At 72.9% G+C, this 13,196-nt stretch carries 13 protein-coding genes; 8 read left to right on the top strand and 5 right to left on the bottom strand.

The window, feature by feature from the left end:
- Positions 1–31: 31 nt before the first annotated feature.
- Positions 32–1,699: a hypothetical protein gene (locus EDF53_RS10790; RefSeq protein WP_148058323.1), complete on the bottom strand. Its 1,668-nt coding sequence runs from the start codon at positions 1,697–1,699 to the stop codon at positions 32–34.
- An 86-nt stretch (positions 1,700–1,785) separates the two neighbouring features.
- On the opposite strand from EDF53_RS10790, the gene pyrE reads away from it, so the two are divergent.
- The gene (pyrE, locus tag EDF53_RS10795) at positions 1,786–2,337 is read left to right on the top strand and encodes an orotate phosphoribosyltransferase (RefSeq protein ID WP_071404348.1); all 552 of its coding nucleotides are present in this window, start codon (positions 1,786–1,788) and stop codon (positions 2,335–2,337) included.
- On the top strand, positions 2,334–4,652 hold the full coding sequence (locus tag EDF53_RS10800; protein ID WP_123293575.1) for a septum formation family protein: 2,319 nt from the start codon (positions 2,334–2,336) through the stop codon (positions 4,650–4,652). The genes pyrE and EDF53_RS10800 overlap by 4 nt, the downstream gene beginning before the upstream one ends.
- A gap of 229 nt (positions 4,653–4,881) precedes the next feature.
- Here EDF53_RS10800 and EDF53_RS10805 read toward each other — a convergent pair whose 3' ends face one another.
- Positions 4,882–5,835: an aldo/keto reductase gene (locus tag EDF53_RS10805; protein ID WP_123293576.1), complete on the bottom strand. Its 954-nt coding sequence runs from the start codon at positions 5,833–5,835 to the stop codon at positions 4,882–4,884.
- Between the two features lie 110 nt (positions 5,836–5,945).
- Between EDF53_RS10805 and EDF53_RS10810 the strand changes: the two genes are divergently transcribed.
- A complete protein-coding gene (locus EDF53_RS10810) occupies positions 5,946–6,590 on the top strand; it encodes a HEAT repeat domain-containing protein (RefSeq protein WP_123293577.1) in 645 nt (214 codons plus the stop codon).
- Between the two features lie 407 nt (positions 6,591–6,997).
- Here the strand turns inward: EDF53_RS10810 and EDF53_RS10815 are convergent, their stop codons facing one another.
- Entirely contained in the window at positions 6,998–7,687 is a 690-nt protein-coding gene (locus EDF53_RS10815; RefSeq protein WP_123293578.1) for a metal-dependent transcriptional regulator, read from the bottom strand.
- A 37-nt stretch (positions 7,688–7,724) separates the two neighbouring features.
- Here EDF53_RS10815 and EDF53_RS10820 point away from each other — a divergent pair, with 37 nt between their 5' ends.
- Entirely contained in the window at positions 7,725–8,603 is an 879-nt protein-coding gene (locus EDF53_RS10820; protein ID WP_185021011.1) for a CPBP family intramembrane glutamic endopeptidase, read from the top strand.
- A gap of 76 nt (positions 8,604–8,679) precedes the next feature.
- On the opposite strand, the gene EDF53_RS10825 is transcribed toward EDF53_RS10820, so the two are convergent.
- Both EDF53_RS10825 and EDF53_RS10830 read right to left on the bottom strand, forming a co-directional pair.
- Positions 8,680–9,492, bottom strand: a complete 813-nt coding sequence (locus tag EDF53_RS10825; RefSeq protein ID WP_123293580.1) for a methyltransferase domain-containing protein — start codon at positions 9,490–9,492, stop codon at positions 8,680–8,682.
- A gap of 2 nt (positions 9,493–9,494) precedes the next feature.
- Positions 9,495–10,292 (bottom strand): HAD-IIA family hydrolase, encoded by a 798-nt coding sequence (locus tag EDF53_RS10830; RefSeq protein WP_111086157.1) that lies wholly within the window; start codon positions 10,290–10,292, stop codon positions 9,495–9,497.
- Positions 10,293–10,474: 182 nt separating this feature from the next.
- On the opposite strand from EDF53_RS10830, the gene EDF53_RS10835 reads away from it, so the two are divergent.
- From EDF53_RS10835 to EDF53_RS10850, 4 genes are all read left to right on the top strand, one after another.
- Positions 10,475–11,170, top strand: coding sequence for a TetR/AcrR family transcriptional regulator C-terminal domain-containing protein (locus EDF53_RS10835; RefSeq protein WP_123293581.1), 696 nt, complete (start codon positions 10,475–10,477; stop codon positions 11,168–11,170).
- A gap of 50 nt (positions 11,171–11,220) precedes the next feature.
- Positions 11,221–11,517, top strand: a complete 297-nt coding sequence (locus tag EDF53_RS10840) for a DUF4190 domain-containing protein (RefSeq protein ID WP_123293582.1) — start codon at positions 11,221–11,223, stop codon at positions 11,515–11,517.
- Positions 11,518–11,536: 19 nt separating this feature from the next.
- Positions 11,537–12,403 (top strand): hypothetical protein, encoded by an 867-nt coding sequence (locus EDF53_RS10845; RefSeq protein WP_123293583.1) that lies wholly within the window; start codon positions 11,537–11,539, stop codon positions 12,401–12,403.
- An 87-nt stretch (positions 12,404–12,490) separates the two neighbouring features.
- Positions 12,491–13,138: a TrmH family RNA methyltransferase gene (locus tag EDF53_RS10850; RefSeq protein WP_123293584.1), complete on the top strand. Its 648-nt coding sequence runs from the start codon at positions 12,491–12,493 to the stop codon at positions 13,136–13,138.
- The last annotated feature ends 58 nt before the right edge of the window (positions 13,139–13,196 follow it).

Below are 13,196 nucleotides of genomic sequence, written 5' to 3' on the forward strand. Positions count from 1 at the left end.
TCGGGCGCCGACGCGCCGCTGTGGACAACTCCTAGAACCCGCGCTCCTGCCGGATCTCGTCCGCACTGCCGACCACGTCGCGCCGGAGGACGTCCGCGCCGGAGGTCCCCGCGTAGTCGTAGACGTCGAACCCCGTGCAGTGCGTGATCGTCGCCGGGGCACCGAGGGAGTCCTCGACCGCGGTGGTCCACAGGTCGTGCGACCCGACCACCACGAACGTCGGGTCGGCGTCCCGGTAGGCCCCGAGGTCGACGAGCCACGGGTACGTGTCGAAGGTGTCGCGGACCTGCAGCAGCTGCACGTTCGTCGCGGAGTACGTGGCGAGCGGCCGCACCGTCCAGAACTGGCCGACCCCGGTGACCGATCGTCCGTCGGCCCAGCGGTCCAGGCAGGACGACGGCGTGTACCGGGCGGTGGCGACGGCGTGCGCGGTGCTCGGGGCGGTGGCGACCCCGGCGGCGAGGACGGCGACGGCGGTGATCGCGACGGTGGCGCGGACCCCGCGGAACGGCCGGTGCACGCGGGTGCGGCGAACGGCGGTGCGCGTGAGCTCGGCCACCGCGACGAGGGCCAGCAGCGGTGCGGTGACGACGGGCTCGAGGTACCGCGGCGTCTCCGACCCGACGAGGACGACCCCGATCGACGCCGCGACGACGGTCACCAGGGGCAACGCGGTCGCGACGAGCACGGTGCGCGCGGTCCGGACCCGCCAGGCCCACACCGTGCCGCCGACGGTGACGAGCACCCCGACGAACATCAGGAACAGCCCGGCGTCGCCCGCCGCCGTGCCGGCTCGCACGTCGGTCAGCGCCGCGAAGAACTGCAGGGTCTCCACCGCGCGCGACGGCCGGACGTAGGTGGACGGGTCGAGCGACACGAAGGGCTGCAGCGGGATCCGCACCAGGTACCCGAGCAGCGACCCGACCGTCACGGTGCCGGACAGCAGCAGTGCGGGACGCCACGGCACCCGGCGCACCGCCGCCAGCAGCACGAGCGCGACCACCACGGGTGCGGCGGACCACGGCACGTACAGCGGGTTCGACGCGGTCGTGCAGAGCGCCACCAGTCCGAGCACCACGAGCACGACGACCGACGCCCGCCCGACCCGCACGGCGCGGAGCACGAGCACCGCGGTGCCGAGCATCGCCAGCACCACGCCGTAGTAGTAGGTGGTGGTCAGCAGCAGGGACGCCAGCTCGAGCGACGTCGCGGTGCCCGACGACTCCGTCAGCACCAGCAGGGTCACGAACGCCACGCTCACCGCCGACACCGTGATGCGAGCCGCTCGTCCGGCCGACGGCATGAGCTCGTTCGCGGCAGCCCGCACCAGCGCGTACACGGCCAGCAGGACGAGCACCCCGTTCAGCGCCAGGGCCTGCTGCGGGGTACCCGTGACGAGGGCGCAGAGCAGGTAGACCGGCAACTCGGGGAAGAAGAACAGCGCCGGGGACATCGCCCACTCGAACGGCTGCCCGAGCTGCAGCGACCGGTGCACCAGGGGCAGCAGCACCGAGTCGCCGTCGTACCAGAGCAGGGCGACCCGTTCCGTGGCGACGACGTGGCGGAGGGCGATGACGGACAGAGCCAGCGCGACCAGGGCGCCCAGGGCCTCCCGTCCGATCGCCCCGGCCACACCGCCGGACCGACGGCCGCCGGGCGGAGCCGGCGCCACGGCGGAGCGACGCGGTGCTCGGGGCATGTCCCGGAGCGTACCGAGGGCTGCTCGGGACGACCCCACAGGACGGGGGAGCGCGCTGTGAGTCCGACCGGCTACCCTTGTGCGCTGTGACCGACGCGCGCGAACAGTTGATCCAGTACATCTCCTCCGAAGCGGTGTTCCACGGCGACTTCACCCTGACCAGCGGGAAGAAGGCGACGTACTACATCGACCTGCGGAAGGTCAGCCTGGACCACCGGGTCGCGCCGCTGATCGGCCAGGTCATGACCGAGCTCGTGCAGCAGGTGCCGGACGTCTCGGCCGTCGGCGGACTCACCATGGGTGCAGACCCCATCGCCAGCGCCGTGCTGCACCAGGCCGCCGCACAGGGCCTGACCTACGACGCCTTCGTCGTCCGCAAGGAGCCCAAGGACCACGGCCGCGGCAAGCAGGTCGAGGGTCCTGACCTCAAAGGCAAGCGCGTCGTCGTGCTCGAGGACACCTCCACCACGGGCGGCTCGCCGCTCAAGGCGGCCGAAGCGCTCGAGCGTGAGGGCGCGATCATCGCCGCCGTCGCGGTCGTCGTCGACCGCGACACCGGCGCCAAGGAGACCATCGAGGCAGCCGGGTACCCCTACTTCGCGGCCATCGGGTTGGCTGATCTGGGGCTGACCGCGTGAGCGGGGAGCGTCCGGACGACGCGCGCGACCCCGAGGACACGGCCGGCCCCGCAGCGGCGGCCGACGGTGCCGACGGGGTGGACGGCCAGGAGGCCCGGCGCGCGTCCGACCCGGACGCTCCGTTCCACGGTCTCCGCAGCGCCGCGGACATCTTCGGCGCCCCGCGGGGCGAGGAGGACTGGCCCTCGCGACGGGAGCGCCGCGAGGCCGAGCGCACCGCACGCGAGACGGGCGCACCGTTGCCGGAGCCGTTCGAGGCTGCGACCCCTGAGGCCTCGGCCTCCGAGGCGCCGGCGCCCGAGGCGCCCGCCGCGCCTGCTGCTCCGGCGCTGGACGACGGCGCGACGCAGGCCATCTCGATGCCCGAGCAGCTGTCGGCGCCGTCCGAGAGCCCGGACGCCGCCGCCGAGCACGAGCGCTCCACCCTGCACGACCGCATCCCGCCGGCCGCCGTCGTGCCACCGAACCCCACCGCGCCGCACCCCTCGTCGATCGTGCTCCCGACCGCGCAGACCCACCGCGACGAGCGCGCCGCGGCGTCGCAGGCTATCGAGGACGAACGTCGCCGCGTCGACCCGTTCGGCGAGGGCCGTGCCGACGTCGACTGGCTCGGCCGTGCGACCGGTTCCGGCGCACCCGTCCCGCCCTCCGGGCCCGTGGCACACCAGCCGCTCGGCGTCGAGAACGTGCTGCCCCCGTCCGAGGAGCCGCCGAGCTTCACCGACCTGCTCCGGATCGCCGGCACGGGGTCCGTGCCCACGCAGGGCGCCGGACCGGACCGGCCGTTCGACTGGGCCATCCGCGACGACGAGACCGGCGAGGTCCCGACGGCCCTGACCGGCGACTCGTTCGACACGACGGCGTTCGGTGGCGGCGGTTCGTGGTCGTTGGCGGACGAGACCGATGCCGATGCCGAGGTCGTCTCCGGCGAGGTCGACACCCCGGTCGACGGGGTGCCGCAGGCGCTTCGGACGTTCCCGGTGCCCCCGGCGGTGCCGACTGCTGCGGCTGCTGCGGCTGCTGCCGTGCCGCCTGCGGCTGTGCCACCGGCGGCTGCCGTGCCGCCAGCTGCTGTGCCGACGGCGGTTCCCGATGCCGGGCCGGTGGCTCCCGCGGAGCCGACCGAGGCCCCGGACGCGACCCGCTCCGCTGCCGAGGGTGACGGGGCGGACGCGGCCACGGGCCTCCCGGACGCCGCGACCACCGCACTGCCGGTCGCCGGGACGCCCTGGTGGTCCGAACCCGACGCGACCGTGCCGCCGACCGCTGCGCCGCCCCTCGTCGAGCCCGCTGCGTCGCCCGCGTACCCGGCGCACCTGCCGCCCGCGGTGGGCCAGGACCTGGACGCCGTCCTCGGCCTGCGCCGGGACGACACGGGGGCGCAGCCCACGGCGTTGCCGGCCGCTGCGCCGGAGGAGCTGGACCAGTCCGAGTGGGACGGCCGCGAGACCAGCGACACGAGTGCGATCAAGGACTTGTTCGGCACCGAGGCCGTCGGGCAGCTCGGTGGCACGGGGTACGACCCGGAGGACACCGGGACGCGGATGATGCCGGCGGCCGCGGTGCCGTCGGCTGCTGCCGGTGCCGGTGCCGGTGCCGGTGCCGGTGCCGGGGCGTCGTCGCCTGCGCCCGTGTCATCCAGCCCGCCGGTCGAGCGCGACAACTTCATCAACCAGGGTGCGGCGCGCCTGCGGAGCGAGGGCAAGCGCGGCAAGCAGCTGCTCGTCTACGGCTCGATCGCCCTGATCGTCGTGCTCATCGTCCTGGTGTTCCTGCTGTCGAAGTGGATCCTCGGCAACAACATCTCCGACCAGGAGATCGCGCCGACGAAGTCCCCGGCGGCAGCGTCATCGGCTCCGGCGACTCCCTCGACTGCGGCGTCTGCCGCTCCCTCGGACGAGGCCGCTGCTCCGGCTGCCACGCTCCAGTTCGCCACCACGCCCGCGCTGCCGGGCGAGCACGCCTGGACCGACCTGGCCGGCGGGGAGTGCCTGTCGCCGTTCACCAACGCCTGGGCGCAGAGCTTCACGGTCGTCGACTGCGCAACGCCGCACATCGGGCAGCTCACCGCACGGATCGCCGTCGACGGGGACGCGTACCCGGGGGCCGAGGCCCTCGCGACGCAGGCGGCCGACCAGTGCCAGTCGGACGCGGCGCTCAACGCGTCGGCGGCTGCGGCCGTCGGGGACGTGCAGGTGCAGGGGTCGTACGCGCCGGACCAGGCGACGTGGGACCAGGGCGACCGGTTCATCTCGTGCTTCGTGACGCGGTCGTCGGGGCAGGAGCTCACGGCGTCGTTGGCGCCGGGGGCGTAGGGGCGGCTGCTGCTACTGCTGCGGCAGCGGGTGCCGGCTGGACGGGGTGCGTGCGGGCGCATCTTCCGACGATCCACGACGTGATCGACGCGTGTTCTGTCGGCACATGCGCACGCATCGGATGCGTGTGCAATGAGCGACGTTCCACGAGTCGATCGTCTGGTGGATCGTCGGAACATGCACACGCATCCGTGGCGCGCGAGCCAGGCCGCGGTCGGTGGTCGCCGGGTCAGGCGGCCGCGGGGACCTTCGCCGACACGTCGGACAGGGTCTGCAACTCGTCGGCGCTGAGCTCGAGCTCCGCCGAGGCCAACAGCGCCGGCAGCTGCTCGGTGTTGCGGGCGCTGGCGATCGGCGCGACGACGTCCGGCTGTGCCTGCAGCCATGCCAGGGCGACGGTCGCGAGCTCCGTGTCGCGGGCCTCGGCGATGGTGGACAGGGCGTCGACCACGGCGAGTCCCTCGTCGTTGAAGTAGCCCGAGACCTGGCCCTCGCGGTCCTTGCCGGCGAAGTCCTCCTTCGAGCGGTACTTGCCGGTCAGGAACCCGGCGGCGAGAGCGAAGTACGGCACGACGCCGAGGCCGTGCGCGTGGGCGAGCGGTGCGATGTCGGACTCGTACGGCTCGCGGGTGACCAGGTTGTAGTGCGGCTGGATCGCGACCGGCTGCGCGAGGCCGTTCTCCGTCGCGATGCGGATCCACTCCTCGGCGCGGTCCTTCGAGTAGTTCGAGATCGCGGTGTAGCGGACGATGCCGTCCGTGACGAGCTGGTCGAAGGCGCGGACGGTCTCCTCGAGCGGGGTCGACTGGTCGTCGAAGTGCGCGTAGTACAGGTCGATCCGGTCGGTGCCGAGGCGCTGCAGGCTGGCACGGGCGGCAGCGGCGACGGTGTCCGCGCCGAGGCCCTGGAACTGCGGGTGCTGCGAGCCCTTCGTGGCGATGACGACGTCGTCACGCTTGCCCGAGGCCGCGAGCCACGAACCGGTGACCCGCTCGGACTCGCCGCCCTCGTTGCCGGGGGCCCACGCGGAGTACACGTCGGCGGTGTCGATGAAGTCGCCGCCCGCCGCGGTGTAGGCGTTGAGGACCTGGTGTGAGGTCGACTCGTCCGCCGTCCACCCGAAGACGTTGCCGCCGAGGGCGAGGGGGAACACGTGGAGGTCGCTGGTACCGATGCGGGGCATACGGGGTCCTTTCGTGGTCGGGCGAGCGGTCCTCGATGCGAACCGCTCCTCGGCCGACGCTATGCCCCGAGGCTTGACACGGCCCCGGTGGCAGCGGGTTGCATGGACCCATGACCGCACTCACCGATGCCCTCGCCGACCCCCGTTCCTCGGTGCGGCTGCAGGCAGTGATGGCCGCCGGGACCACCCCGGACGCGGCCGACCTCGACGTGCTCGTCGAGCAGTGCGCCGTCGAGCCGGACTTCTTCGTCCGCGACATGCTCACCTGGGCGCTGACCCGGCACCCGTCGGCCGACGTCGTCGCGCGGGTGGTCCCGTCGCTCACCCGTTCCGAGCCGCAGGCCCGTAGCCAGGCGTTGCACACCCTGTCGAAGGTCGGCGATCCGTCGGCGTGGCTGTCGGTGCGACCGCTGCTCGCGGACCACGACGACGAAGTGCTCCGCGCGGCCTGGCGGACCGCCGTCGCACTCGTGCCCGACGACGAGCGCGGCGACCTCGCCCGGACGTTGGCGGTGCAGCTCGGGGTCGGTCCGCGCGAACGGCGGCTCAGCCTGTCGCGGGCACTGGTCGGGCTCGGCGAGGAGACGGTGGCGCCGGTGCTCGCGGCGGCTGCCGGCCGGGGCTCCGACGCCGTGCGGGACCACGTCGCCGACACGGAGCGGCTGTTGCGCGACCCGGACGCTGCGTCCGCGCTCGCCCTCGAGCGGGCTCGGCGCGAGGTGGCGCTCGGCCGCACCCGGTCCGCCAAGGGCTAGGGCCGTCGGGCGCGCCCGGCTGGGCGGGTCGAGTGGTCGAGAACCGTCGGCGTCGCGGTGGTGGGACGGGCGCGTCGCGCGGTCACGAAACCCCGTGGCCGGGCTGCCGAGTGGTCGTGAACCGTCGGTTGCGGGGCTGCCTGGCGACAGATGGTGACCGCTCGGCGGACGTGAGCGGGGTGTCGTGACCAATGGGGGCGACGGACGGGAGGCGCGTGGCGGCCGCGCACCGGGCCTCCCGTCCGACACCACGCGCGTTCGCGGGCCGCGGTGCGGTCGCGACGCCCCGTGGCCGGGCTGCCGAGTGGTCGTGAACCGTCGGTTGCGGGGCTGCCGGGCGACAGATGGTGACCGCTCGGCGGACGCGGGCGCGGGCGGGTGCGGGCGGGCGAGGGGCGCGGGCCCGCTCAGTCGGCGTCGGGAGCCAGCCAGATCGCGGTCGCGGCGGCGGCGGGCAGGTCGACGAGCGCCTCGGCGCCGTCGGCCCCACGTCGGGAGACCGCGATGACGCCGGCGTAGTCCCGCACCCGCTCGACCCGCAGGTGGGTGCCGAGACCGACCCCGAGCTCGTCGAAGTACCGCAGCAGCGAGGGGTCGTCGTCGGACACCCGGTCGACGGTGCCGCACGCACCGGGCTCGATCGCACCGAGCAGCGTGCCGAGCGTGGCGGGCACGGTGCCGTCCGCGGCGGGGATCGGGTCGCCGTGCGGGTCGTGGGTCGGGTGCCCGAGGTCGGCGTCGACCCGGTCGAGGAACCGCTCCGACACCGCGTGCTCGAGTGCCTCGGCCTCGGTGTGGACCTCGTCCCACGTGTAGCCGAGGCGGGACACCAGGAACGACTCGATCAGCCGGTGCCGCCGGACCATCGCGACCGCGACCTGCTGCCCGAGCGGGGTGAGCACGACGCCGTAGTAGGGGGTGTGCTCGATGAGGCCGTCGCGGTCGAGCTTCTTGAGGTTGCCGGACACCGTCGAGGCCGACACCTTCAGCGTCGCCGCGATGTCCCGCGTGGCCAGTCCGGCGCCGCCGCGCTCCCCGGCCTTCCAGATGAGCTTGACGTAGTCCTCGGCCATGGTCGACAACGAGGGCAGGCGCATACCGCCAATCGTACGGCTGCACTGGTACAACCGGGACGTGCACCAACCCCGTCGTCGCCGCTGGCCGGTCCCACCCTCGCTGCTCATCGGCCTCGCGCCGCTCGTGGTCTTCGCGGCGATCAGCGCGTGGCGGTCACGGCCGAGCGACGACTACCCGACACTCGGCCAGACCGTCGACAGTGTCGTCCGCGCCCTGGTGATCCCCGAGGGCATCGCCGCCGTCGCGCTCGCCGTGGTCGTCACCGGGCTCGGGTGGTGGCGGATCGCGACCGTCGACCGCACCCGGACGCCGCTGCGCTGGTCCGCGCTCGCACCGGCGCTGGTGCTCGTGGTGTGCCTGGTGCGGCTGCCCCTGATCGACTGGACGGCGCTGCCCGCGCACTACTTCCTGCTGCTCACCGTCGGGGTGCTGCTCGTCGGGGTGTTCGAGGAGCTGATGGCCCGGGGCATGCTCCTGGTCGGGTTGCGTCGCCGGGTGCCCGAGTTCGGGGTGTGGGCGCTGTCGTGCGTGCTGTTCGGGCTGCTGCACCTGCTCAACGCGCTCGCCGGGGCCGGGATCGGACCGACGATGATCCAGGTCGTGTTCGCGGCGTCGTTCGGCTCCACGCTGTACGTCGCACGACGGGTGACTGGTTCGCTGCTCGTCCCGGTGCTGCTGCACGCGTTCTGGGACTTCGGGTCGATCGGGTACTCCGCGACCGCTGACCCATCGGACACGGGTCGCGTCGTCGTGCTCGGTCTGATCGGACTGTTCTCGTTCGCCGTGCTGGGCTTCGGGATCGTCGCGGGCGGCATGGTCGCGTGGCGCGACGACCGTCCGCGTCGCCTGGCGAAGCGGTGGCGTTCCGTCCCGCCGATGGCGGCCTTCGCCCTGGAGGCCCGTGGCGACCTGGCAGCGCCGGCTCCGGCCCGGTAGCCGCCCGGCTCCAGAGCCCGGCGCGCTTCCGCGCCCGGCCCGGCGTCCGCAGCAGCGCCCGGTGGGGAGCCGTCCGTCAGGGCTTGCGACCGACGGCGAAGACCCGGCGGAACGGGTACACGGTGCCGTGGGTGCTCGCCGGGTACGCCTCGCGCAGCGCCGCCCGGTACCGGTCGACGTACTCCGTCGTCAGCGCACCGGTCGGGTCGGTGGCGTCGAGGGCCGCCAGTGCCGGTCGCAGCCCGGTGCCGCGCACCCAGTCGAGCACCGGGTCCTCGCCCGGCAGCAGCTGCGCGTAGGTCGTCTCCCAGGCGCGGGCCGCGAACCCGGCGTCGAGCATGATGCCGAGGTAGCCGGCGGGGTCGAGCACCGGGTCCTCGCGCAGGACGCCGTCGAGCGCTGACGCCCAGGGACCGGAGGCCCCGATCGACCGCATCAAGGCGTGCGACGGGGACCCGAAGTTGCCCGGCACCTGCATCGCGAACCACGATCCGGACGGCATCGCGTCGAGCCACCGCGGCAGCAGCTCCACGTGCGACGGTACCCACTGCAGCGCCGCGTTCGTCACGACGACGTCGTCGGTGGGCCCGGGCGTCCAGTCCTCGATCGCACCGAGCTCGAACGACAGGTTCGGCAGGCCCGCCAGAGCGGGGTCGGCCGCAGCCGACGCGAGCATCTCCGCCGAGCTGTCGATCCCGACCACCGGCGACGAAGGCCACCGCGCTGCCAGCGTGGCGGTGAGGGACCCGGGACCGCAGCCCAGGTCGACGACGCGACGCGGGGCCTCCCGTCCATCGTCCGCTGGCCACGCGACCTGCGCGACCAGGTCGTGGAACGGACGCCCGCGGTCGTCCGCGAACGCGGCGTACCGCGACGGGTCCCAGCGCATCGCTACAGTTCGACCTCGAAGGGGGCGGTGCGCACGAGTTCGTGCACGCCGGAGATGACCTCGCTCGGACGGAACGGGTAGCGGTCGATCTCGGCCTGGTCGCTGATGCCCGTCATCACGAGGACGGTGTGCAGCCCCGCCTCGATGCCGGCCTGCACGTCGGTGTCCATCCGGTCGCCGATCATGCCGGTGTTCTCGGAGTGCGCGCCGATGCGGTTCATCGCCGAGCGGAACATCATCGGGTTCGGCTTGCCGACCACGTACGGCTGCTTGCCGGTCGCCTTCTCGATCATCGCGGCGATCGCGCCCGTGGCGGGCAGGACGCCCTCGGCCGACGGGCCGGTGGCGTCGGGGTTGGTGACGATGAAGCGGGCGCCGTCGCGGATCAGGCGGACGGCCTTGGTGATCGCCTCGAACGAGTAGTTGCGGGTCTCGCCGACGACGACGTAGTCGGGGGCGGTCTCGGTCATGATGAACCCGGCTTCGTGCAGGGCGGTGGTCATGCCGGCCTCGCCGATGACGAACGCGGAGCCGCCGGGCATCTGGGACTTGCAGAAGTCGGCGGTGGCGAGGGCGCTCGTCCAGATGCGCTCCTCGGGGACGTGCAGGCCCGAGCTCCGGAGCCGGGCGCTGAGATCACGCGGCGTGAAGATCGAGTTGTTCGTCAGGACGAGGAACTCGGTGCCCTCGTCGAGCCACTGCTGGATGAGCTCGGGGGCACCGGGGAGGGCCTGGTTCTCGTGGACGAGCACGCCGTCCATGTCGGTCAGCCAGCACTCGACGTCGTCGCGGGTCGCCATGGCCTCACCCTACTGCGCACGGCCGACGGGCCGGCCCGTCAGACGGGTTCCTTCGAAGGGGCCGGGAGACGCGGATCGGCTCTTGCGCGTCGGCTCCGGACCCGAGATGGTCGAGTCACCGAACGCCACTCGGCTTTGCCCTAGGCTTTTCGGGACACGTACCGAATCAAGGAGAACCCGCCGTGCTCGTCGAACCCGGATCCCCGACCGCCACGCCCCGCCCCGCTGCGGTGCCGGACCTGGAAGCGGCTCCCGATCTGGTCGAGGCGACACCGCGACGACGACGGGGCCGGCCCAACGTCCTGAGCCGCGAGCAGGTGATCGACGCCGCGACGGCGATCGCGAACGAGGACGGCCTCGACCGCCTGTCGTTCCGTGCACTCGGGGTGCGGCTCGGCGTCGCACCGATGACCGTGCACCGGACCATCGGCGGCCTCGACGACCTGCACGGTGAACTCGTCCGTCGCACCGTCGACGAGTTCACCGCCACCTTCGTCTGGCCGGACGAGTGGCACGCCGTGGTGCGCACCTTCGCCACGACGTTCCGCGACCTGATGCGCACCCACCCCCTGGTGCTCGAGTCGCACAGCCGGCGCGGGGCCCTGGTGTCCACCGAGTCCGACGCCGTCGTGGCGAAGGTCGTCGGGGCGCTCCGCTCCGCCGGGCTGGCCGATGCCGAGGCGATGTACGCGTTCTTCGTCGTGTACGACTTCGTGGTGGGGCACACCTCGGTGGAGATCGGGCGTGGAGATGCCGAGGCCGGGCGTCCCGAGCGGCATGCGCTCGTCGGAGAGCTCCTGGGGGAGCACTCGTACGACGCACGCTTCGCGCTCGGGCTCGACGTCCTCGTCGCCGGGATCGAATCGCGCGTCCGCTGAATTTCGGTACGCTTCTCAACAAAAAAAGATGTGAGATACCGTCTTTCACGATGTCCACTCAGTACCAATCCCCACAGTCTTCCGTTCCGCAGCCCTACGGTTCCGTCCCGCACCGCACGAACACCCTCGCGATCATCTCGCTCGTCGCGGCGTTCGTCGCACCGCTGATCGGGTTCATCCTCGGTCTCGTCGCGATGTCGCAGGCGCGCAGACGATCCGAGGGGGGCCGCGGCCTCGCGCTCGCCGCGGTCATCGTCGGTGGGGTGGTCACGCTGCTGTACATCGGGCTGTTCGTGACGATCGCGGTCCTCGCGGCGAACACCCCCGATCCGACGTACTCGTACTGACCGACCACGCACGTCGATCATGAGCACCACCGATCCGGCCGCCGCCCTCCGTGCGAAGGCCGCCGCGCAGCAGGGCAGCGCCCGTGCACTCGTCCTGACGATCGTGTGGGCGGCGCTCCTGCTCGCCGTCGGCGTCGTCGCCGGGTACGCGCTCGGGTCCGTCCTCGGCACCATCCGGGACATGACCGTCAACAGCGTGTTCTCGGACACGCCGGACCCGGAGTACCCGTGGTGGGCGATGCCCGTCGCGGTCACGGGGTCGATCGTCACGCTGGGCATGTACTCGAAGTGGAACCACCGCTTCGCAGGCCGGGCGTCGGAGTTCGTCGGGGTGGGACCGGTGAGCATCTGGCTCGTCGGCGCCGCAGCCGGGCTCTGGTGGACGACCGCGACGCAGTGGGCGCCCGTCGACCGCGTCGGGACCACCGTCGACCCGGCGTTCGGCCGCGACGAAGTCTGGGGCATCGGCGGCTGGATCTGGTACGCCGCTGCGTGGTGGATCCCCGCACTGGTCACCGCGCTGGCGCTGGTCGCCCTGATCGGCGGGACGGTTGCACGCCGCGGGCAGGGCGGCCGACGCGGTCGGCTCGAACAGCTGCTGCGTGCGGGGCGCCGGGTCGACGGGATCGTCACCGCGGTCAGCGGCTCGACCGCCCACGACGCCTCCTTCACGCTGCTGCGCTGGACCTTCACGTTCACGGACCTCCAGGGACAACAGCGCTGGGTCGACCGGACCGAGGGGTTCGGCGACGGAACCGGCCCGGTGCTCGGAGCGACCGTCGTCGTCGTGTTCGACCCGACCCGTCCGAGTGATCGGAAGCGCATCTTCGCGGCGACGAACGCCGGTGCCGTGCCGGAGGACTTCCTCCGCCCGGGTACGCAGTGACACCGTGACGCGGCGGGCGTTCGGCTGGACCACGTTCGTCGGACTCGCGCCGACCGGCCCGGTTCGCCGCGGCTCTACCCTGGAGGCGTGACCGACGAGCCCGCCCCGACGCACGAACTGACGACGAACGGCGTCGGCCCGCACCCGGAGCCCTGGCCGGACGACCCACGGCTCGACCCGGAGCTGCTGGCGGCGGGGGACTCGCGGAACGTGCTCGACCACTTCCGGTACTGGTCGATGGACGCCATCGTCGCCGAGCTCGACACCCGCCGGCACGCGTTCGACGTGGCGATCGAGAACTGGCAGCACGACCTGAACATCGGGTCGATCGTGCGGAGCGCCAACGCGTTCCTGGCCGGCACGGTGCACATCATCGGGCGGCGGCGCTGGAACAAGCGCGGCGCGATGGTGACCGACCGGTACCAGCACGTCCGGTACCACCCCGACGTGCAGGCGTTCCTGGCCGCGATGGCCGAGGAGCAGCGCCCGGTGATCGCGATCGACAACACCCCTGGCGCCGATCGCATCGAGACCGCGGCGATCCCGGAGCGGTGCGTGTTCCTGTTCGGCCAGGAGGGCCCCGGGCTCACCGACGCCGCGGTGGCCGGGGCGTCCGGGCACCTGGAGATCACGCAGTTCGGTTCGACGCGGAGCATCAACGCCTCGGCGGCGGCTGCGATCGTCATGCACTCGTGGATCGTGCAGCACGCGGCGCCTGCCGACGCGACTTCGTGAGCAGAAATGGTCGGGTACGGGCCCTGGACCCGACCATTTCTGCTCACGAAGCGGGCGG

The organism is Curtobacterium sp. PhB78, assembly GCF_003751685.1.
Taxonomy (GTDB): Bacteria; Actinomycetota; Actinomycetes; order Actinomycetales; family Microbacteriaceae; genus Curtobacterium.